The organism is Ochrobactrum quorumnocens, from assembly GCF_002278035.1.
In the GTDB taxonomy this organism is placed as follows: domain Bacteria; phylum Pseudomonadota; class Alphaproteobacteria; order Rhizobiales; family Rhizobiaceae; genus Brucella; species Brucella quorumnocens.
Map to the genome: position 1 here is coordinate 1496533 of NZ_CP022604.1, position 22427 is coordinate 1518959.

The following is a 22427-nucleotide window of genomic DNA, read 5'->3' on the forward strand; positions in this document are numbered from 1 at the left end:
CCCTCACAAAGCCGGAATGCGCTCACCCATACTGACCGTATGCGTCATACGCGCTTCCGGACGGCGGCGTGTCAGCGCCAGAAGAATACCCATGGTGATCGCAATAGCGACCAGCGAGGAACCACCATAGGAAATGAATGGCAGCGTCATACCCTTGGCAGGCATCAGATGCAGATTAACCGCCATGTTGATGATCGACTGGAAGCCAAACAGAATGACGATACCGGACACAGCCAAACGTGTGAAAGCATCGCGCTCACGAAGCGCAATCGAAAGCCCGCGGATCACTATGAACGCAAAAAGCGCCATGATGATCATGCACAGAATGATGCCGTATTCTTCAGCCGCAACCGAGAAGATAAAGTCAGTGTGGCTGTCAGGGATGATGCGCTTGACCGTACCTTCGCCTGGACCTTGTCCAAACCAACCGCCGCGCAGAATGGCTTCGCGGCCTGCGTCCACTTGGAACGTATCGCCCTCACCCGTCATGAAGCGGTTAACACGGCCTGCAACGTGATCAAATGTCAGATAAGCGCCAAAAGCACCGCAGACTGCAATGCCGCCGAGAACCAGAATCCAGAACATTGGCAGGCCTGCCAGGAAGAACATTGCACCCCATGTGCCCGTCGTCAGCATGGTCTGGCCAAGGTCAGGCTGGAGCACAAGAAGCCCAACAGTCGCTATAAAAAGCAGCATTGCAAGGAAATTGCCCGGCATTTCGCCGCCACGTTCCCGCTCAGAGAAAAGCCACGCGCAAATGACCACAAATGCGGGCTTCATGAACTCGGATGGCTGAATGGAAATGCCCGCAAGGCTTACCCAGCGGCGCGCGCCCTTGATCTCGATACCGACGAAAAGCGCTGCCGCCATCAGCAACAGCGATGCGCCCAGCAAAACCAGCGCGAAGCGCCTGATCTGGCGTGGCGTCAGGAATGACACCCCGATCATCACGATCACAGCCGGGATCATGAAGAAGGTCTGGCGCTCAACAAAATGGAAGCTGTCGAGGCCGATGCGCTGCGCAACGGCAGGACTTGCCGCAAAGGATAACAACACGCCAAGCCCCATCAAGGCCAGACATGCAGCCAGAAAGTAACGGTCGATTGTCCACCACCAATTGGCGACAGGACCGCGGTCAACACGACTTACCATCAGCTTTCCCCTCTCATCGGCTCAACACCCGGGAGCGCAAGAACGGCGTTACGGAATGCATCACCGCGTTTTTCAAAATTCTGAAACTGATCGAAACTCGCACATGCAGGTGAGAGCAGCACCGCAGGTTCGTTTGCTGCATCATTGCCTGCATCACGTGCAGCATGCTCGACGGCAATGGCCAAGGTGTCGGAAATCTCGAACGACACGGCATCCCCAAGCGTCGCAGCAAACTGCGCCGCTGCTTCACCAATAAGATAGGCTTTGGTGATGCGCGGGAAGAAGCTCGATAGCGATGTGATGCCACCAGCCTTGGGAACGCCTCCGGCGATCCAATAAATGTGATTGGCGAAAGACGACAGTGCAGGTGCAGTCGCTTCCGCATTGGTTGCTTTGGAATCGTTGACGAACAGAACTTTGCCACGATATCCCACCTGCTCCATGCGGTGTGCAAGACCCGGAAAGCTCTTCAGACCAGCACGAATTTCTTCGATTGAAAGACCAATAGACAAACAGGCAGTGACTGCAGCCAACGCATTCTGCGCATTATGCGCGCCGCGCAGCGAACCAATACCTTCAAGTGAAGTCAGTTCTTCGATCTGACCATTTGTTGTCGAATAAAGCTTTGCGCCGTCAGCGAAGCTTCCATTCTCAAGGCGCTTATTCTTGGAGATACGTGCGACTTTTACACCCTTACTCTCAAGGCGTGTCGCAATGTCCGCGCAATATTCATCGTCCACACCAATGATTGCCACACCGCTTTTCTCAACAAGCCGTTCTTTAATGGCGGCATAGTTTTCCATGGAGCCATGGCGGTCGAGATGATCAGGCGTAAGATTGAGAAGAATACCGGCAGTCGGATTAAGCGAAGGCGCCAGATCAATCTGGTAAGACGAACACTCGACCACATAGAAGCGGCTTGGTGCAGGCGGTTCCAGTGTGAGGATGGCCGTACCAATATTGCCGCCAAGCTGCATATCGCGACCGGACGCCTTGATAATATGCGCGATCAGCGCAGTCGTGGTCGATTTACCGTTGGTGCCGGTTATGGCGATAAACGGGCAGTCGGGCGCTATATGATTGCGCTCACGCGCAAAGAGTTCGACGTCACCGATGACTTCAACGCCTGCGGCACGCGCCAGATCAACCGTCCAATGTGGCTTCGGATGAGTGAGAGGTACACCCGGCGAAAGCACAAAGGCAGCGAACTGCGACCAGTCCGCCTGCCTCAAATCACCAGTCGCAATCCCCGCGCTCTGAGCGCGGGCAACACTGTCGGGATTATCATCCCAGGCAATGATCTTCGCCCCACCAGCCACGATGGCCTTGGCAGTGGCGATGCCCGACCCGCCCAATCCGAAGAGGGCTACAGTCTTATCTTTAAGGGCGGTGATCGGGATCATTCTTCGTGCCTGTTATCTGAGCTTCAAGGTAGAAAGGCCGATCATGGCGAGGATGATCGCCACGATCCAGAAGCGGATCACGACCTGACTTTCCGTCCAGCCCTTCTTTTCAAAATGATGGTGAATCGGCGCCATCAGGAACACGCGCTTACCGGTGAGCTTGAACGAGCCGACCTGAATAATGACCGAAAGCGCTTCAACCACGAACAAACCGCCAATGATCGCAAGAACGATTTCGTGTTTGGTCGCAACTGCAACTGTTCCAAGCATGCCGCCCAAGGCCAGCGAGCCGGTGTCACCCATGAAGATAGCGGCAGGTGGCGCATTGAACCAAAGGAAGCCAAGGCCAGCACCAATGACCGCACCAAGCACCACGGCAAGCTCACCCGTTCCAGGCACAAAATGAATTTGCAGGTAATCAGCAAAAATCGCATTGCCCGAAAGATAAGCGATGAAGCCAAATGAAGCGGCCGCAACCATCACTGGCACGATTGCAAGGCCGTCAAGACCGTCCGTCAGATTCACGGCATTGCCCGCACCAACCATGACGAAGGCTGCGAAAGGAATAAAGAACCAGCCGAGGTTCATGACGAACTGCTTCATAAACGGGAACGTCAGCGACGAAGAGAAAGGTTCCTGACCAGCGCGCATGATGATGAAGGCCGCAACAGCTGCGATCAGAAACTCGATAGCGAGACGCGACTTGCCGGAAAAGCCCTTGTCCGACTGCTTCGTGACCTTGAGATAATCGTCATAAAAGCCAATGGCGCCGAAGCCAACAGTAACCATGAGCACAACCCAGACATAGACGCTGGAAAGATTGGCCCAGAAGAAACATGAAACGAGAATACCCGTCATGATCATCAGGCCGCCCATGGTCGGCGTTCCGGCTTTTTTGAAGTGGGTCTGCGGACCGTCAGCGCGGATTGGCTGACCTTTTCCCTGCCGCGCGCGCAGCGAATTGATGATGGTCGGTCCGAACAGAAACACGATCAGTGCCGAGGTAATCATCGCGCCGCCGGTGCGGAACGTGATGTAGCGGAACACGTTGAACGGTGTCACATGCTCGGCAAAAATTGTAAGAAGCATCAACATGCGGAGAAAAATCCCTCAAAATCGCCTATTCAGCAGGCACCACCGGCGGAAATTGGTTTGTCAGCGCCTTGACGATCTTGGAGAAGCCGATCCCCTTGGAGGATTTCACCATGACAACATCGCCGGGGCGGACTGCTTTCATCACCAGCGGTAACAATTCTTCGGTGCTCTGCCTGTATTCGACGTGAATTTCAACCGGCAAGGCGTTTTTGAGCACCGACATTTCACGTCCGCCGATGTAAAGCACATTCACTTCTGCATCGACGATAGGCCGTGCAAGATCGGCGTGGAGCTTTCCTGACTGACGACCAAGCTCGAGCATATCACCTAAGATTGCGATGCGGCGACCACGTGGCCCCTCCGGCGGAGTGGCCTGGAGAAGCGACAGCGATGCGCGCATCGAAGTTGGATTTGCGTTGTAGCTTTCGTCGATCAACGTGAAAGAACCACCATCCGGATGTTCCAGCACGTGACGTGCACCGCGTCCGCCTTCTGCCGAAAGCGTCGCCATTGCGATGGCAACCTTTGCCATATCCGCACCGACAAGATGAGCCGCGCCCAGAACAGCCAGCATGTTCTGCACGATATGGCGTCCCGGCATACCAACCTTTACGACTGCCTCTTCGCTGCCGATCTTGACCGTCATGCATGAGCAGGTCGGATGCATCTTCGCTTCGCGCAGGCGATAATCGGAACGGGCATTCTCGCCAAAAGTTACGATATGCTCGATGCCTGCCTTTTCAGCCAGTTCTTCAAGCTGTTTGAAACGCTTGTCATCACGATTGAGAAGCGCGTAACCGCCCGGCACAACACCTTCAAAAATCTCAGCTTTCGCGACTGCGATTTCTTCAAGATTGGCAAAATGCCCGAGATGCGCAGGTGCAATCAGTGTGATCAGCGCCACATGCGGACGCACCATCTTCACCAGCGGACGAATTTCGTCGTGATGATTCATGCCGATCTCGAACACACCATAATCGGTATCGGCAGGCATACGGGCGAGCGTCAGCGGCACACCCCAATGATTGTTGAACGAAGCAACAGAAGCGTGAACTTTGCCTGAATCGACCAGCACATGACGCAGCGCTTCTTTGGTTGTGGTTTTGCCGACTGAGCCGGTAACAGCGATTATCTGTGCCGTGGATCGTTCGCGCGAAGCAATACCGAGCTTGGTGAGGGCCTCAAGCACGTCCTCGACCACAATCATCGGAACTTTAAGATTACCGAGTGCAGGAAGACGGGATTCATTGACAACCAGAAGACCTGCACCCGCCGCCATGGCAGCGGTTGCAAAATCATGACCATCAAACAGATCGCCTTTGATCGCGAAAAAAGCTTCGCCGTCCTTTAGCGTGCGGCTATCGATGGAAATCCCGGTGATACCCGCAGGCAACGTACCGAAAGGCCGGCCTTCCATGGCCTCCACCATATCGGCAGATGTCCAGAGCCAGTCACTCATTCCTTATGCTCCTCAAGGCGCGCAGCCAGTGCTGCCGCCACTTCCGTATGATCCGAGAACGGCAGCGTGATGTCGCCGACGATCTGGCCTTCTTCATGCCCTTTACCAGCAACAACGAGTGTGTCGCCCGGCATCATCATCGATACAGCGGTGAAAATTGCTTCGCGGCGGTCGCCAATTTCAGTCGCGCCCGGTGCCGCTGCCATGATCTCCGAACGGATTTGCGCAGGCACTTCCGAACGCGGATTATCATCGGTGACAATGGCCACGTCCGCGAGGCGCGCAGCAATTTCGCCCATGATCGGACGCTTGCCCTTGTCGCGATCACCACCACAGCCAAACACCACAATCACACGACCCGTCGTGAATGGACGGACGGAAGTCAGAACATTTTCGAGCGCTTCCGGCTTATGTGCATAATCGACGTAAGCGGGAGCACCCTCTTCCGTAGCACCAACCAGATCAAGACGACCCGGCGCACCTTTAAGACGCTCAAGCGCGCGCATAGCAGCAGCCGCAGGAACACCTGTCACGATTGCGAGGCCTGCTGATACGAGAGCATTCGCCACCTGAAAATCACCTGCCAGCGGCAACGCGATTTCGAAGATTTCATCGGCAATGCGAACCTCAACATGCTGGCGGAAACGCTCATGCTCGACACGTTTAATGGTGATGAAATCACCCTTGCGGCCGACAGTCTTGACGTCACAACCAGCAGCCTTCGCCGCTTCAATCGCCTGCGGCGAGAACTGATCATCTGCAAAAATGATTGCAGGCGATCCTTTTGGCAAAAGTGTATCGAACAGGCGCATTTTTGCGTTCAGATATTCTTCGATCGTCGCATGATAATCCATGTGATCGCGACCGAGATTGGTGAAAGCACCGGCGGCAAGCGTCACACCGTCAAGACGGCGTTGATCAAGACCGTGCGACGAGGCTTCCATTGCGGCATGAGTAACACCTTCATCGACGAGTTCAGCCAGAACACGATGCAGCTCAACAGGATCAGGTGTGGTCAGCGAATTATAATCGCTGCGCGTTGGCGAAAAGACGCCAGTCGTTCCTATATTGGCTGCAGGAAAACCTGCATAAGCCCAGATCTGTCGTGTGAAAGAAGCGACGGACGTCTTGCCACTCGTACCGGTGACAGCGACCATGACTTCGGGCTGTTTGCCATAAAATTGGGCGGCAGCAACTGCCAAAGCGTGACGCGGATCATCCACATGCAGCACCGGCACGCCCGGATTTTCCAGAGTCACATTCTTGCCCGCGATAATCGCAACTGCGCCGCGCTTGACTGCATCGGCAGCATAGGCAGAACCATCAGCCTTTACACCCTTGAGGGCCGCAAAAAGGAAGCCGCGTTCGACCTTACGAGAGTCTGACGTGACGCCGGTAATGTCCACTTCGTCCGCAGTGCCGGAGGCCAGTTCTTTAAAGAGTGTAATTTCCTTCAGCTTCATGGTCTTACCAAATCCAGGTTCAGTGGTGTAGCTTCCGCTCCCAATGGCGAAACTGCACGGGTCAGTCGTTTATCGAATCAGCGGAAGCGATCTCTGCTTCTGCTGGCGCAAATTCCTGTTTAAAATCGGGCTTAACCCCCAAAAAGGTGGCTGAGCGACGAATAATGTCTGCAACCATCGGGGCGGCATTAAGACCAGCGGTTGCGCTGTACTTGCCTTCTTCTGGTTTTGGCTCATCAATGATCGTCAAAACAACGTAGGTCGGATCGTCCATCGGGAAGGATGCTAGGAACGCGTTGAAGCGTACATCTTTCGAATAACGGCCGTGCACAACCTTTTCCGCCGTGCCAGTTTTACCGCCAACGCGATAGCCCTGAACCGTCGCGCGCTTACCCGAACCACCCGGAGCGGTGGAGTTCAGACGATAAAGATAGCGCATATCGGCAGAAACCTGCGGATGTATAACCTGCTGCGCAACCTGATCAGCCTGAGCCTGTGTACGGGTCAGGAATGTCGGTTCAATCAGCTTGCCGCCATTCATCAACGCGGCAGCACCCACTGCCGTTTGAAGCGGTGTCGTCATCATGCCATGACCAAAGGAAATGGTCATGGAGTGAACTTTCTTCCAGACGCGTGGTTCGACCGGACGCGCAACTTCCGGCAATTCCGTCTGCATGCGATCAAGCAGGCCGATCTTCTTGAGGAACGCGCGATGGCCTTCGATGCCAACCACATTCGCCTCATGACCTGAACCGATATTAGACGAGAAGATAAACACTTCGGGCAGCGTCAACACGCGGCCTTTACCGTGGAAGTCGCGGATGGTCTGGCGACCAATCACCAGTGGCCGTGATGCGTCGATCCTCGAGTTAAGATTAAACTTGCCGGAATCGAGCGCCATTGCTGTCGTGAAACTCTTGATCGTCGAGCCCATTTCGTAGGTGCCCGCCGACATACGGTTCAGACGATCCTTGTCGAGTGCATGCACTGGATTGTTGGGATCGAAATCAGGAACAGAAGCCATGGCGATAACTTCGCCGGTCTTCACATTCAGCACCACAGCACCCGCGGCAATTGCGCGATAGCGGTCGACGGCCTTGACCAGCACGTCACGCATAATGTGCTGAACACGAATATCAATCGAAAGCCGAACTGGCTCAAGCGACTGGCCGGTTGCCATACCGACCGCACGCAGATCACTTAGACCCTGGCTGTCGATATATTTCTCCATGCCGGCAATGCCCTGATTGTCGACATTCACGAGGCCGAGAACATGAGATGCCGTTGGGCCGCCAGGATAGAAACGGCGCTTTTCGGTACGGAAACCGATACCCGGCACACCAAGCGCCATGATCTGGCTCTGCTGGCGTGGCGTCAGACCGCGCTTGATCCAGACGAAGCCTGCACCACTCTTGAGACGGCGATAGGTTGCTTCCCAGTCGAGATCAGGAATGACCGTCGAAAGAAGTTCGATGGTTTCATCCGGATCGACGATCTTGCGCGGCTCGGCAAAGAGCGAAGATGTTTTGATATCTGTCGCAAGAATTTCACCGTTGCGATCCAGAATGTCGGGACGCGATGCGAGCTGGTGTACGGCAGGACCGTTGGAATCATCGTCCTCACCACCAATCACGCCAAAATAGACTAGCTTGCCACCAATCACGCCGTAAATGCCGACAAAGCAGGCAATTGCCATCCACAGACGATTGCGTGCGCGATTGCCATGCTTCTTACGAGAACCAACAAACGCCATATTGCCGGCCAGCTTTTCATTGCCAACCGGCGCATTGCCGTTATTCAGATTTGGACCGCTATTAAGACTTTGGCCCTGGTCGAGGTTCTGCTTGTTCTTTTTGGAAAATCCGAGCTTCAGCCGCATGATCAGTGCCTCGCTCCATTCTTCTTGATGCTGCCGGTGGTTGTTGCATCGGGTACGAGAACACCGCTTGCCACCAGTTCATCACTGCCTGAGATAAGTTTCTGAATATCGTCCAGCTGGCGTTCCGGAATGTCCTGCACACCCATCGCAAGCTGCTCTGCTTCGATCGGCTGCAACTTAAGTTCCTCAGAGTAAACGCCCACGAGGCTCTGCAAGCGACCCGGCTGGGTCATCAAAGCCCAATCCGCGCGCAGAAGCGTAATCGTATCCTTTTCGGAATCGATCTGGCGCTTGAGCTTGGCAATAACAGCGATCTGCCTCTCCGCATCATACTTGATGGTATAGGTGATCGTTGCTGCTACCAGCATCGCCGCTATCATGATGAGTTCAAAAGTACGCAGCACTCGTTCAACTCCGGGCCAGTTCATGCGTTTCGGGCAATTTGGGCAGCCCGAAAAGCGAAAGATCATCTTCAAGAGGCGGGTTTTCGGTCCTCAGACCAGCGCGCAATTTTGCAGAGCGCGCACGTGGATTGCGCTCTTCTTCTTCTGCAGTTGGACCAACGGCACCTTTCACTGCAGGTGTAAAACTCGGATAGCGCACATGCGTCTCAGGCAGATGCCTTGAACCGGCACTGCCGCCAGCGCGGTCGGCAAAGTAGCGTTTGACCATGCGGTCTTCGAGCGAATGGAACGTAACGACGACCAGACGTCCGCCCGGCTTGAGAACGCGCTCGGCTGCAAGCAATGCCCGCGCCAGCTCGCCCAACTCGTCATTCACATAGATGCGCAGCGCCTGAAACACGCGCGTAGCAGGATGAATAGGCACTTTCGGATTGCGACCGACCAGCGATTCAATAGCATTGGCGAGATCCAGAGTGCGCGTAAAAGGCTGTGTTTCGCGGCGCTTTTCGATCATGCGTGCGATACGGCCCGCATTACGTTCTTCACCCAGAAAATTGAAGATGCGAGCAAGATCGCCCATCTTCAGACGGTTCACCACATCAGAAGCACTTGGCCCATTGCGTGACATGCGCATGTCGAGAGGCCCGTCTTTCTGGAAGGAAAAGCCACGCTCGGCTTCGTCGATCTGCATCGACGAGACGCCGATATCGAGCACAACGCCATCAACTTTCTCGCCTTCACCCTCGACTTTTTCAACGGCTTTATCCAACGCCGAAAAGCGGCTCTCGACCAGATTGAGCTTGCCTTCGAACTGCTTTTCCATAGCGCGACCAGCTGCAATTGCGGTCGGGTCGCGATCAATAGCGATGACATTGGCACCCTCTTCCAGAATACGCCGCGTATAACCGCCCGCACCAAACGTGCCGTCGACGATTACCTTGCCGGATTCAGGCTTCAAGGCTTCAATCACTTCGGAAATGAGCACCGGAACGTGACGGTCCTTAGCCCCTTCAGCTTGAGATGTGTCTCCGCCGAGGCTAGCCATCATTCCGATCCTTTCTCGGGCTCACATCCCGCTAAACTGTCTTTGTCTGCATGAATTCCGGCCAATTGTAGACAAGTCCCAGCTTGGCGGATTCGATCAAACAGTTATCGGATATTAAGCTTAATGAACCGTTATCCTTTGCTACGCACATGCAGAAAACCGGGCGTTATACAAAAGTTTTTCGAGCACGTTTTTACGGAACAAATCGACGACAAATCGTGCTTTTGAACGGCAGTTCAATACCGCAATATCCAGTACAGCTCGATCACATATTTATGAGAAAAGCCCCCGTTTGCGGCCGTTGACGGAAAAGCTTCACAGGTTTATTAATTGCAAATAATTCGCAATTGCATTTTGAAAGCACACAGAATGGCATTTAAGATGGCCCCTCGGGGGAGTACTCCCCCCGCACAACACGACGTCACATTTGAAGGCTGGCGTCGTGATCGTGGCGAAGCGTCCATGTCAGACGTGCACCGGTCAATCCGGGTCAGCCGATCAGGCTCAAAACTTCGCCGCGCGACGGCGTTCTTCGGCCCCGGCTATCTGGTTGCCGTCGGCTATATGGACCCTGGCAACTGGGCGACTTCCCTCGCTGGCGGCTCCCGCTTCGGCTATATGTTGCTGTCGGTCGTGCTGATTTCCAATCTGATGGCCGTGCTTTTGCAGGCACTCTGCACCCGGCTTGCAGTTGCGACAGGTCGCGATCTCGCGCAAGCTTGCCGGGATGCCTATCCGCGTTTCCTCGCATGGCCCTTGTGGCTTTTGGCTGAACTCGCCATTTGCGCCACAGACTTGGCTGAAGTCATCGGCACGGCAATCGGTCTTAATCTTCTTTTCGGCATTCCACTGGAAATCGGCGTCATCATCACTGCAGCCGACGTACTCCTCGTTCTCTATTTACAGAATAAGGGCTTTCGCCGCGTCGAAGCACTCATCATCACGCTGTTGGGCGTGATTGCTCTCTGCTTCCTGATCCAGATTTTGATGGCAGAACCCAAATGGGGCGAAGTAATCCGCGGCTTTGCGCCAACGACTGAAATTCTCCGAAATCCGGATATGCTTTATATAGCATTGGGTATTATTGGTGCGACGGTGATGCCGCATAATCTCTACCTGCACTCAGGCATCATTCAAACCCGTGATTATGGACATACCCTGCCGGAAAAGCGCGAAGCGATCCGATTTGCGACGCTAGACTCCACCATCGCCCTCACCTTCGCATTGCTGGTCAATGCCTCGATCCTGATCCTCGCCGCAGCAAGCTTCCACGCAACCGGCAATACCGGGGTAGAGGATCTCGACAAAGCCCATGCTTTGCTCAATCCGCTGCTCGGCTCGGCACTGGCGCCTACCCTCTTTGCAATTGCGCTTCTGTGCTGCGGGCTCAATTCGACCATTACGGCAACCATGGCCGGTCAAATCGTGATGGAAGGCTTTATCGATATCAAGTTGAAGCCCTGGCTTCGCCGCGCCATCACACGTTTCGTTGCGATTGTGCCCGCAGCCATTGTCACCATCATGTATGGTTCGCAGGGAACGACCGAGCTCCTTATCCTGTCACAGGTCGTACTCAGCCTGCAGCTGCCTTTTGCGATCATACCGCTGGTGATGTTCACGGCAGAAAAGAAGAAAATGGGCGCTTTGGTTGCCCCGCGCTGGGTTACAATCCTTGCAGCAATCACCGCCGCCATCATCGTCGTCTTGAACATGAAACTCATCTACGACTTCTTCACAGGCGTACCGTTTTGAGGCGGCACAGCGGCTTTCCAACCCGGAAAGCCGCTGTTTTTTATTTGACCGCTGAATTGCCACCATCAGCATAAAGCGCTGAACCAGAAACAAAGCTCGCCATTGGCCCTGCAAGAAAGAGTGCTGCCTGGGCAATTTCCTCGGGCTGCGCTATCCGCTTCATTGCATGTAGACCCGCTGCCCATTCTTTCTGTGCGTCGCTACCTGCCATCGGCGTATCGACACCGCCCGGCAAAAGCGCATTGGCTCTGATGCCCTGCGAGCCATAGTCCGCGGTGATACCCTTTACCAATCCCATCAACCCAGCCTTTGCCGCACCATAGAGTGACATTCCTGGAATCCCAACGCTGGTACCGACAAAAGTTGATGTGAAAATGATTGCACCACCGCCAGACATGAGCATCGATGGTATCTGCAATTTTGCGCCGAGAAATGCAGATGTCAGATTTCCAGCGATCACAGTGTCCCAGTCATCAAGGCTAGCTTCTATCAGCGGTCTGATCGGACCAACGGTACCCGCATTATTAAAGGCAATATCAAGACGACCAAATTCCCGTTGAGCAGCAGCGACCAGTTGTTCATGTGTTTCAATTCGGGAAGCATCCCCAACCACATAACGTGCTTTTCCACCAAGCTCTTTGATGACCCTCGCCACCGACTCAAGTGCTCCCTCGTTACGCGCATTCAGAACGACAGCCGCACCTTGCGAAGCAAACAGCATTGCCGTAGCGCGCCCTATTCCCGATGATGCACCGGTAATGATCACGACCTTATCTTTTAAGCTCGACATGAAAACCTCCTTGGTTGAGAGGCTCTGAAATAGATGCGCAATAAGAACACAACTATCCGTTTCCTGCGATCAAACAGAAATGTCGATTAGCCAATATAAGTGAAAAAGTGTCAGTCGGTCTGTAAGCCGGGTTCTGTATGGCTGGACTTGCGTCCAACGTGGCAGCCATTCATCTGGGACGGATGTCGCCACCCGCCTCTTGCAACCCACCCGGACGGCTGATCCGGAAACTGATTATCAGCCCTTGCGGGCTGATGCGCCGTCCCTATTCGGTTTTGCTCCCAGTGGGGTTTACCGTGCCGCCTGTGTTGCCACCGGCGCGGTGGGCTCTTACCCCACCCTTTCACCCTTACCCCGTCATCCCTGCCGCTTCGTGAAGCGGTACGGAAGACGGGGCGGTCTACTTTCTGTGGCACTATCCCTAGGGTCACCCCCGCCGGGCGTTACCCGGCACCGTATTTCCATGGAGCCCGGACTTTCCTCACCTGCCGCCTTTCGGCATATGACAAGCGCGGCTGCCCGACCGACTGACGGCGCGTGTATAGCATGATCGTGGAAAGTGGGAACCGGGTTTTGAAAAAAACTATACACAACAGAAAAGCCAGCAGCGAAACCGCTACCGGCTTTTCGTTCACATCATCGGTTTGGAACTCTACGCAACCGACAACGTAAATCTGGAGCACATCCCGAAAAGTGGGAACCGGATTTCGGAACGAGATGTGCGTTAGAACAAATATTTAAAGGCCGGCCATATAGGTCTTAACCGAGCTGCAATACTTTGCAGAGGTCGGGTTCATGCGCTTTGCGCCATGACCGGCATTGTACTTGAGGATGGTGCCGCAGGTGCTGCCGCCGCCAAGCTTCTGTGCCATGGCAAGATACTTCATGCCGAACTGGATGTTGGTTGAAGGCTCATAGAGGCCCTTTGCCGAACCCGTGTAACCCAGACCGCGAGCTGTCGAGAGCTTGATCTGCATCAGACCAATTTCACCGGCAGCACCCCGAACGTTTGGCTGGAAATTGCTTTCGTGACGAACAACGGCATGAGCCAGCGAGGAAGATACGCCGTAAGTTGCAGCATAACGATTGATGATCTGTGAGTAACCCTTGCCGCCCTGCACAGACTTTGAAGTCTCGCCACGCGACTTGGAACGCTTTGCACTTTTAGCTGTTGGCGCAGCACGCTTGGTGATGACCGAAACCTTCTTGGCAGTCTGTTTCTGATCTGCCCGTACAGCCGCGCGGGATGCCTTTTCAGACTTGTTGGCTTCAGCGGTCTTGCTCTGTGCTCTTGCCTTGAGCAGATCTGCGAGATTGGTTGGCTCATTAACGGGAGCACTCATCGCAGAATTAAGGCCAAATGAACTCATGGCGCCAATGAGGGCGCATACAACAACAAATTTTACTTTCATAACCTACCGTCTTGGATCGTTTTTATGGGGCATTGCTGGTCTTGGGGGCAGCGTTGCCGTTTATTTATGATCCCGCTCGACAAGCATTTTTGCCCGCCCGTCACCGCTGGGAATGGCAGATCATTTGCTGGGGAAATGCAGCCGAAGATTGGTTGGGGAAGTAAAATAGTCTTACAGGTTGTAATAAACGCTGTCACATTTCGTGATGCGCGCCACAGTGGAAGAGGATCACCACCTAAAGCTGCAATTGTTCTAATTTGATGAAATTATTATGGAAATATGAAAGTCCGACACTGCTCGATCCTGCCGGACCATGCGTGGTCAAGCGGTAACATTTTGCAATGAAAAAATCAGCCTGTAGAGGGTATCTATAGTAGATACGTCGGCTACACCGTCCACATTTTGTGTCCGAAAATGTCGCTGAAACGCCTTAATCACGGTTTGTGTGGCCTCATCGAACACACCATTGATCTCGATTTTATAGCCATAAAGGGCAAGCATGGACTGCAAAGCCTCCACTGGCTGGCCCTGTTCGCCACGTGCGAGGAAGCGCCCGCCACGGATCGGCGTTGGTTCAATGTAGTGGCCAATGCCTGCTTCATACAGTTTCTTCCATGGGAAGTTATGCCCCGGGTCCGTCTTGCGTTCAGGCGCAATGTCGGAATGCGCAAGAACATTTTCCGGGCGGATCTCATAGCGTCCGCATATGCTGCGACAAAGATCGATGACGGTTTCAATCTGTCTATCTGCGAAAGGTGGATAGTTTTCCAAGTCACCCGGATTGACAATCTCGATGCCAATGGACGCCGAGTTGATATCGGTTTCACCCTTCCAGAAGCTTTGACCTGCATGCCATGCTCGTGCCTTTTCAGATACCATCTGCACCACACGGCCATCTTCGTGAACGAGATAATGAGCAGAAACTTCCCGCTCGGGTGACTTGAGTACATCCAAAGCTTCTTCAGCTGTTGCCAGCCCTGTATAATGCAGGATGAGGAAGGTCGGCGTCTTGCCATCGCGGCGGGGACCAAAATTGGGTGACGCATCCAGAGAAGCGGCCGGATAGTCGGGCTTTTCCAAAGACAGTTCCGCTACAAGTTCTTCCTGCGAAGCGTCTGCGCTGCTCATGCGGGCTCCAATTGTTTTTCGACACTTGCCCAAGCCGCATTGATGGCTGCAAGACGTGCATTCGCGATATTTATGAATTCCAGCGGAAGACCTTCCGCATAAAGCCGATCCGGATGGTGTTCTTTCACCAATGAACGGTAGCGCTTGCGCGCGTCCTCAAAAGAAACGCCGCGCACCAGCCCGAGAATGGCATAAGGATCGCCCTCGCCTCGATTGACATGCCTCAATGCGATACGCTCGAAACTTTCCTCATCGAAGCCGAAAATCTCGGCAACGCTGGACAGGAAAGCCATTTCCTTATCGTGCACATAGCCGTCAGCGGTTGCAATGTGAAAAAGTCCGTCGAGAATATCTTCAAGGAGATGACAGTTCTCATCACCTTCACGGCAAAGGCCAGCGAGCTGACGCGCATAGCTCTCATAACCTGCAACATCCTGCTGCGCGAGATTATACAAGCGAACGACATGGGCATGTTCTTCTGGCGGCACGGAGAAAATGCTCTGGAACGCGCGAAACTCGTCCTGCGTCACCACGCCATCGGCTTTGGCCATTTTGGCAGAAAGCGCAATCATCGCAATGGAGAATGCAACGCGCCTGCGCGTATCCGCATCGCCTTCGAAAACCGTTCGCACAGCCTCGATAACGCTTGAAATAGCGTTCAGCGTGACGGAGGTGACAAATTCACCAATGCGAACCCAGATAGACATGAATCGTTTCTATATAATTCCGTAAAGGCTGGAAACAGCAACCCGTTGCAATCGACGAAAAAACAATAATTTAGAAGAATATTGCGCTGTGCAGAGACAATTATTGCGCAGCCTGACGAGCCTCGAACGAACGCTGCGCGGCAGCGACTGCCGCTTCACCAGCGGCCTGAATCTGGTCAGCGCTTTGGCCCACAGACTTGGCTGCGGCTTCTGCATTGCTGCGTGCACGTTCAATGGCTGCATTCTGCTCTTCAGGTGTCATGACACCTGAATTGTCCTGCAAAGCCTTCATCAGATCAGGGCCAGCCTGCTTATCAGCGTCAGGCGCTGGAGTAGCTGTAGTTTGTTCCGGCTGAGTTGGAACAGCAGCCTGCTCGTCCTCTCCTCTGCCGCAAGCGGCAAGAGCAACAAGAACAATAGCGGAAATCAGAAACAGAAAATGACGGCTCATAACAAAAGCCATAACCGAAGAAAGCCTGCGTTTGAACATGGAAAACGCAGTTATATTGTCTTTGTTGACGACCACTGCAAAATTATCCATCAGCTTTGCTCCTTTCGGGGCAAATGGCGGCCCATTGATTGGACCGCCATTCGTTTGCCAGCAAATACAACTGGCATTAAAATCACGCAAACTGCAATTTTAAGCATGTCTTTATCCGAAAACGGGTTCCCACTTTTGGGAGACATGCTTTAGTTTGCAGGAGGCGAACCAGTCGTTCCTGGAGTCGATGGCGCAGGTGCTGGTGTCGTCGGCGTGGTTGTATCGTTATTTGAAGGCGCTGCTGGTGCAGCCGGCGCTTCAGGCGAGGGCGATGCCGGTGCCTTGCTGGCGTCGTTTGAATTGTCGCTGCAAGCTGCAAGCCCCAAAAACGATACGGCAGCAACCGAAGCAATCAAAAACTTCTTCATGATGGCTCTCCTTCCCTAAAATTCAGCGTTGCGGGGATATAGCCAACGCCGTTTTGGTTTTCCGTGTCTGACCGATCAGTCCGATCAATCACCTTACGAAGACGGTCGTCACACCACTCTTAGTCCCCGGTGATGCTTTTCGACGACGCCAACGTCACACCAGAAAACGGCGAGGATGGGGAAAGGTTCTCTCAAATTGTCTTACGGCTGGTAACAAACCGCCATAATAACAAAGTTTTAACCTTAGTTTCCCCCCGAAACAGCCGTCACGCCCCTGTTACCGGCAGATGCTTAACTCTGGCAAACAAGGTTGGATTCGCCTTGGAACCTTCGCGCATCTTGCCCGAAACGATTCAGAATTTCGGAATGCGCTCTTAAAATACGGGGAGCATGGAATGACCGGCCAAGATGCCAACGGCACAATCCTCAAGCGCGCAGTCACACAAAACCATGCGCTTTCACGCGATGGCGTCTCCGAAAGATTGTTCGCCTGGCTTTTCAAAGGACTGGTCTATCCGCAAATATGGGAAGATCCTGAAGTAGATATGGCGGCACTTTCCATTCAACCGGGCCATCGTATCGTTACCATCGCGTCAGGCGGCTGCAACGCTCTTTCTTATCTAACGGCTGATCCGGCATCGGTAGAGGCTGTAGACCTCAACAGCGCCCATGTTGCCTTCAACCGTCTGAAACTGGGCGCTCTGAAGCATCTGCCAGATTATGCCAGCTTCTATCGCTTCTATGGCAAAGCGGATGACAAGGCCAATCTCGCCGCTTATCAGCGTTTCATCCGTCCGCATCTCGACGGGGAAAGTCGCGCATATTGGGAAAAGCGCAAATGGAGTGGTCGCCAGCGCATTTCTATATTCTCGCGCGATCTCTATCGCCACGGTCTTCTGGGCGTCTTTATCGGTATGGGCCATCGCGTGGCCCGTCTCTATGGCATTGACCCGCGCGACATCCTTAAAGCCCGCACGATGGAAGAACAGCGCACTTTCTTCGACACTGCCCTCGCCCCCTTATTTGAAAAACGCATGGTACGCTGGGCGACCGCTCGCAAATCCTCACTGTTTGGTCTGGGTATTCCGCCTCAGCAATATGATGCACTGGCAACAGCCGGAAATGGCGACATGGCATTCGTCCTGCGTGCCCGGCTTGAGAAACTCGCTTGCGCTTTCCCGCTGACCGAGAACTATTTCGCCTGGCAGGCTTTTGGACGCGGTTATAGCGGCGACGAAGAAACCGGCCCTTTGCCGCCTTACCTTTCAAGGGCAAATTTCGACACGGTTCGCGCCCGCGTTGATCGTATGACCGTACGCAATGCCAATTACACAGAGTTTCTCAGCCACAAGTCCGCCGGATCGGTGGATCGCTACATCTTGCTCGACGCACAGGACTGGATGAACGACGCGCAGCTCAATGCACTTTGGAGCGAAATTACCCGCACAGCAGCTATGGGCGCACGCGTTATCTTTCGCACTGCGGCAGAGCCAAGCCTCTTGCCGGGTCGGGTTGATCCATCAATCCTTGAACACTGGCACTATCACGAAGAAGAATCTCGCCAGTTGCATGATCGCGACCGCTCTTCAATCTATGGCGGCTTCCACCTCTATATACTGAGGGATGCGTGACATGGGCACAAATCCGCAACGAGCACAGAGGCAGATCAAGGGCATTGATCATGCCAGCCTGATGGATAGGGTCTATCGGCGGCAGCGGCATTTCTATGATGCCACGCGCAAATATTACCTTTTGGGCCGCGATCCTATGATTGCCGGACTAAACGTGCCGGAAGGTGGCAGCGTGCTCGAAATCGGCTGCGGCACGGGACGCAATCTTGTCAAAGCAGCACAGAGCTATCCCGGTGCTACGCTCTTCGGCATCGATATTTCGGCTGAAATGCTCGACACCGCACTTCAGGCAGCACAGCGTTCAGGAATTGCAGATCGCACCAGACTTGAACGTGCCGACGCCACGCATTTCGATCCTGCTGCCCTTTTCGGCCAGGATAGCTTTGATCGTATCTTCATTTCCTATGCGGTTTCGATGATACCGCAATGGCAATCGGTCATTCGGGAAAGCATCCGACACTTAAACCCCGGTGGTGAGCTGCATATCGTCGATTTTGGCGATCAGAAGCGCCTGCCGCGATGGTTTAAGAAGGCGCTTTTCACATGGCTCACATGGTTCCATGTGACACCGCGTAATGATCTCTTCAGTGTCGCGGATCAAATGGCTGCAGAACAGGGCGCCACCTCCAAAAGCATAAATCTTTATCGTGGCTTTGCTTGGATTGCGGTCATTCAGGCCAGATAGATTTCCGACAGCACCCTTAATTATCCTTCAGCTGGTGCGACACAATCAATTTCCCGCAAAGTTTTGCCAGCATAACTGATGACGTTCGCACCCGGATCGCGTAACCGTTGTTGAGATTGATTCGCGACATCGGGACCACTGTATGAACCGTCTGGCCAACCGCAGCATTCTTGCCCTTGGTGTTTTCCTTCTGTCCGCCTGTACGACAGTGGATTACGACTTCTCCGATGTGAAAAAGTCCGGCAACTCAATGCAGCAGATGGCGCGACCAACCGGAGCCGTCAACGCACCACGTTTCGGCGACCGCAAACCGTTTGAGTGGACAGGCAGAACGCCGTGGCATTATCCGATCCACGGAACCGACGTTTCCAAATATCAGGTCGATGTCGACTGGAGCGCAGTGAGGCGCAGCGGAATTTCCTTTGTCTTCATCAAGGCAACCGAAGGCGGCGACCGTTTCGATGACCGCTTCACCGAACATTGGAACGGCGCGAAACAGGCTGGCATTCCACGCAGCGCCTATCACTTCTATTATTTCTGCCGTCCAGCTATCGAACAGGCGCGCTGGTACATTCAGAATGTGCCGCGCGATCCGAATGCTCTGCCGCCCGTTCTCGACATGGAATGGAACGCACAGTCACCAAGCTGCAAGCTGAGACCAAATGCGGTCATCGTCCGCAAGGAAATGAAGATTTTCCTTGATGCGATAGAAAAGCATTATGGCAAGCGCCCGATCATTTATACGACAGTTGATTTCTTCGACGAAAATGATCTGAACCAGCTGCGCGAATACCCATTCTGGCTGCGCTCAACTGCGGGGCATCCGACAGAAAAATATGGGCCCCACCCTTGGACATTCTGGCAATATACCGGAACGGGTACTATTCCGGGTATCAAGGGCGATGCAGATATAAATGTCTTTGCAGGTAGCGCGGGTGCCTGGAAAAAGTGGCTGGAAAGCAACAAGGTCCGTTAACTCATCGTTAATTGGGTACTCACACCAAGTTTTGCTTCATTTCCGATGCGTGATGAGGCAATAGCTTGAAAAACCCGACGGGGAGACTTCCCCTATGAATTGTGAGTTTTCTCGATGAAAATTATAGCTTCAGTGATGGCTACCGCCTTGCTGGCATCGACTGTAATGTCTGTCGCCCAATCTGGCGCAAAGGCTTCCGGTTCTCCCGCACCGTCTGCCAGCGCCGACAGCACCGTCAACTTGCCTAAGCCCGAATGCGAAACTGATTACGGTCAGTGGATGGACAATCTGACTAAGGAAGCACGCGAAGCAGGCGTTGGCGAAAAGGGTATTGCCGAACTGCATAAGGCGTCGCTCGAACAGAAAGTTCTTGATCGCGACCGCAAGCAGACAGTCTTCAACCTGACATTCACCGATTTTTCAAAGCGCCTCATCTCGGAAGCGCGCCTCAAGAACGGCCAGAGCAATCTGATCAAGCATGCCGATGTTTTCAAGAAAGTCGAAGACACCTATGGCGTTCCAGGCCCTGTTCTTGCCGCCTTTTGGGGGCTTGAAACCGATTACGGTGCCATTCAGGGCGATTTTGACACGCTCAATGCACTTGTGACACTTTCTTATGACTGCCGCCGTCCGGATCTGTTTCGCCCGCAGCTGATCGCTCTTCTCAAGCTGTTCGATACCGGCGTTGTTGATGCTGCCACAACTGGCGCATGGGCTGGCGAAATCGGCATGATGCAGCTTCTGCCTAAGGATTATCTCGAGCGCGGCGTTGATGGCGACGGCGACGGCAAGGTGGATCTGAAGAACAGCGTTCCCGATGCGATGATGACCGCTGGCCGCATGATTTCCGAACTCGGCTGGAAGCGCGGCGAGCCGTGGCTCGAAGAAGTACGCATCACCAAGGATCTGCCTTGGGAAGAATCCATCCGCACCAACCGCAAGCCACACTCATGGTGGGCTGAGCAGGGCGTGGTTGGGCTTAAAGGTCCACTCGGTCCAGATGACGGCGATGCATCGCTGCTTCTGCCACTGGGTCGCAAAGGCCCTGCATTCCTGTCCTATGCGAATTTTGATATTTTCGTAGAATGGAACAAGTCGATTGTTTACGCGACAACGGCTGCCTATTTCGCCACCCGCCTCGCTGGTGCTCCAGCCTTCAATCCCGGCAATCCCGATCAGGGTTTGACGCAGGAGCAAATGAAGGAATTGCAGACCAAGCTTCAAGCCCGCGGCTATGACATGGGAAAAATCGACGGCGTTTTTGGCGTACTGACGCGTGATGCCGTTCGCACCGAACAGTTGCGCCTTGGAATGCCTGCCGATTCATGGCCAACGCCTGAATTGCTCGAAAAGCTCTAAACCAAAGTAAATCAAAGGCGCGGACCACCCTCCGCGCCTTTCAATTTTTGCAAGTTATTCAAGCGCCATGATTTCCACCCTTATCATCGTTCTGCCCGTCTTCGCTCTCATCTTTTCAGGTTGGGGTGCATTCAAGCTGAAGATATTGGGGCCGCATGCAATCGCAGAGCTCAACCGTTTCGTTGTCTATCTGGCCCTGCCAGCCCTGCTTTTCGACATCATGGCCAATACCCACGGCAGCGATTTGTGGCAACCCGGCTTTATCAGCGTCTTTCTATTGAGCAGCGCTATCGCCTTTGCCCTGCCTTTCATCATCCGCCTTCGCGGCAAGTTATCTTTGGCCGACAATGCGCTTGATGGACTAAACGCCGCCTACCCCAATACGGGTTATATGGGCATTCCGCTTTCGATGATCGCTTTCGGATCCGGCGTTCTGGCTGCTACAACGATTTCTATCATCATCACCGTCTGCGTAACCTTTGCCTTTGCGATTATCTTGATCGAAATCGGAATGCAGACTGAAAAGAAGCCACTCCGCCTTATCTGGAAAGTCGCGCGGTCCCTGATCCGCAATCCGCTTATCTTTGCGCCCGCTCTGGGAACGCTCGTGTCGTTTTCAGGCCTGACGATCCCGGCTCCTGCCGAAACCTTTCTGAAAATGCTGGGCGGTGCGGCTTCGCCTTGCGCACTTGTAGCGCTTGGCCTTTTCCTTGCACAAACGCGCAAGATCGAGCGCGACAGCATCAACGCCATCGCATTCCTCGTTTCGGTCAAGCTGATCGTCATGCCACTGGCAACATGGTTGCTTGCGGTCTATGTCTTCGGACTTCCTCCGCATCTGGCTCAAAGCGCAACACTGCTCGCAGCGTTACCCGCAGGCACGGGTCCCTTCATGCTTGCGGAGCATTATCGCCGCGAAGCGGCCATTACGTCGAATGTGATCCTTTATTCAACCGTTCTTTCGGTGCTCACCTTGTCGGGATTCCTCGCACTGATCCGTTAAACGATGACGTAAAATAGCCAGTTCATCGTTCGGAGCGTGGCCAAAATTGGCGGTTTCGTGGCATTTTCATGAAATGTGAACAAATTTTTACAGTTAAAAATTTCAATGACTTAGCTAGTAAACAAAAGGTTTTTTTCCCTATCACCCCTTATTGCAGTACGAAATGTTCTTTTGT

At 53.8% G+C, this 22427-nt stretch carries 20 protein-coding genes and 1 other RNA gene; 6 read left to right on the forward strand and 15 right to left on the reverse strand.

Going from position 1 to position 22427, the window contains the following annotated elements:
* Positions 1-3: 3 nt before the first annotated feature.
* From ftsW to rsmH, 8 genes are all read right to left on the reverse strand, one after another.
* Entirely contained in the window at positions 4-1152 is a 1149-nt protein-coding gene (ftsW, locus tag CES85_RS16730) for a putative lipid II flippase FtsW (protein WP_095446963.1), read from the reverse strand.
* Positions 1152-2555 (reverse strand): UDP-N-acetylmuramoyl-L-alanine--D-glutamate ligase, encoded by a 1404-nt coding sequence (murD, locus tag CES85_RS16735; RefSeq protein ID WP_095446964.1) that lies wholly within the window; start codon positions 2553-2555, stop codon positions 1152-1154. Before murD ends, ftsW begins: the two co-directional genes overlap by 1 nt.
* 12 nt (positions 2556-2567) lie before the next feature.
* Positions 2568-3650 (reverse strand): phospho-N-acetylmuramoyl-pentapeptide-transferase, encoded by a 1083-nt coding sequence (gene mraY, locus CES85_RS16740; RefSeq protein ID WP_095446965.1) that lies wholly within the window; start codon positions 3648-3650, stop codon positions 2568-2570.
* Positions 3651-3675: 25 nt separating this feature from the next.
* Complete coding sequence (locus tag CES85_RS16745; RefSeq protein WP_095446966.1) at positions 3676-5109, reverse strand: UDP-N-acetylmuramoylalanyl-D-glutamyl-2,6-diaminopimelate--D-alanyl-D-alanine ligase; 1434 nt, start codon at positions 5107-5109, stop codon at positions 3676-3678.
* Positions 5106-6572, reverse strand: a complete 1467-nt coding sequence (locus tag CES85_RS16750; protein WP_095446967.1) for a UDP-N-acetylmuramoyl-L-alanyl-D-glutamate--2,6-diaminopimelate ligase — start codon at positions 6570-6572, stop codon at positions 5106-5108. Before CES85_RS16750 ends, CES85_RS16745 begins: the two co-directional genes overlap by 4 nt.
* A gap of 61 nt (positions 6573-6633) precedes the next feature.
* Complete coding sequence (locus CES85_RS16755) at positions 6634-8325, reverse strand: peptidoglycan D,D-transpeptidase FtsI family protein (protein WP_404901340.1); 1692 nt, start codon at positions 8323-8325, stop codon at positions 6634-6636.
* A 128-nt stretch (positions 8326-8453) separates the two neighbouring features.
* Positions 8454-8855, reverse strand: a complete 402-nt coding sequence (gene ftsL / locus CES85_RS16760) for a cell division protein FtsL (protein WP_095446969.1) — start codon at positions 8853-8855, stop codon at positions 8454-8456.
* A gap of 4 nt (positions 8856-8859) precedes the next feature.
* Positions 8860-9903 (reverse strand): 16S rRNA (cytosine(1402)-N(4))-methyltransferase RsmH, encoded by a 1044-nt coding sequence (gene rsmH, locus CES85_RS16765; RefSeq protein WP_208636297.1) that lies wholly within the window; start codon positions 9901-9903, stop codon positions 8860-8862.
* Between the two features lie 459 nt (positions 9904-10362).
* On the opposite strand from rsmH, the gene CES85_RS16770 reads away from it, so the two are divergent.
* Positions 10363-11652: an Nramp family divalent metal transporter gene (locus CES85_RS16770; RefSeq protein ID WP_235901971.1), complete on the forward strand. Its 1290-nt coding sequence runs from the start codon at positions 10363-10365 to the stop codon at positions 11650-11652.
* 40 nt (positions 11653-11692) lie between these two features.
* Here the strand turns inward: CES85_RS16770 and CES85_RS16775 are convergent, their stop codons facing one another.
* The 7 genes from CES85_RS16775 to CES85_RS16805 all read right to left on the reverse strand — a co-directional run bounded on the left by CES85_RS16775 (position 11693) and on the right by CES85_RS16805 (position 16598).
* On the reverse strand, positions 11693-12442 hold the full coding sequence (locus CES85_RS16775; protein ID WP_095446971.1) for an SDR family oxidoreductase: 750 nt from the start codon (positions 12440-12442) through the stop codon (positions 11693-11695).
* Between the two features lie 106 nt (positions 12443-12548).
* An RNA gene (rnpB, locus tag CES85_RS16780) (RNase P RNA component class A) lies at positions 12549-12973 on the reverse strand.
* 206 nt (positions 12974-13179) lie between these two features.
* Positions 13180-13854, reverse strand: a complete 675-nt coding sequence (locus CES85_RS16785; RefSeq protein ID WP_095446972.1) for a lytic transglycosylase domain-containing protein — start codon at positions 13852-13854, stop codon at positions 13180-13182.
* A gap of 321 nt (positions 13855-14175) precedes the next feature.
* On the reverse strand, positions 14176-14982 hold the full coding sequence (locus CES85_RS16790; protein WP_095446973.1) for an N-acetylmuramoyl-L-alanine amidase: 807 nt from the start codon (positions 14980-14982) through the stop codon (positions 14176-14178).
* Positions 14979-15689: a J domain-containing protein gene (locus CES85_RS16795; RefSeq protein WP_095446974.1), complete on the reverse strand. Its 711-nt coding sequence runs from the start codon at positions 15687-15689 to the stop codon at positions 14979-14981. The genes CES85_RS16790 and CES85_RS16795 overlap by 4 nt, the downstream gene beginning before the upstream one ends.
* Before the next feature lie 100 nt (positions 15690-15789).
* A complete protein-coding gene (locus CES85_RS16800) occupies positions 15790-16230 on the reverse strand; it encodes a flagellar basal body-associated FliL family protein (protein WP_342352143.1) in 441 nt (146 codons plus the stop codon).
* Between the two features lie 149 nt (positions 16231-16379).
* Positions 16380-16598 (reverse strand): hypothetical protein, encoded by a 219-nt coding sequence (locus tag CES85_RS16805; protein ID WP_095446975.1) that lies wholly within the window; start codon positions 16596-16598, stop codon positions 16380-16382.
* Positions 16599-16993: 395 nt separating this feature from the next.
* On the opposite strand from CES85_RS16805, the gene CES85_RS16810 reads away from it, so the two are divergent.
* The 5 genes from CES85_RS16810 to CES85_RS16830 all read left to right on the forward strand — a co-directional run bounded on the left by CES85_RS16810 (position 16994) and on the right by CES85_RS16830 (position 22252).
* Positions 16994-18229 (forward strand): BtaA family protein, encoded by a 1236-nt coding sequence (locus CES85_RS16810; RefSeq protein WP_095446976.1) that lies wholly within the window; start codon positions 16994-16996, stop codon positions 18227-18229.
* Between the two features lies 1 nt (position 18230).
* The gene (locus CES85_RS16815) at positions 18231-18914 is read left to right on the forward strand and encodes a class I SAM-dependent methyltransferase (protein WP_095446977.1); all 684 of its coding nucleotides are present in this window, start codon (positions 18231-18233) and stop codon (positions 18912-18914) included.
* Positions 18915-19056: 142 nt separating this feature from the next.
* Positions 19057-19890, forward strand: coding sequence for a glycoside hydrolase family 25 protein (locus CES85_RS16820; RefSeq protein ID WP_095446978.1), 834 nt, complete (start codon positions 19057-19059; stop codon positions 19888-19890).
* Between the two features lie 114 nt (positions 19891-20004).
* Positions 20005-21249, forward strand: coding sequence for a lytic murein transglycosylase (locus CES85_RS16825; protein ID WP_095446979.1), 1245 nt, complete (start codon positions 20005-20007; stop codon positions 21247-21249).
* A 67-nt stretch (positions 21250-21316) separates the two neighbouring features.
* Complete coding sequence (locus CES85_RS16830; protein WP_095446980.1) at positions 21317-22252, forward strand: AEC family transporter; 936 nt, start codon at positions 21317-21319, stop codon at positions 22250-22252.
* Positions 22253-22427: the final 175 nt, after the last annotated feature.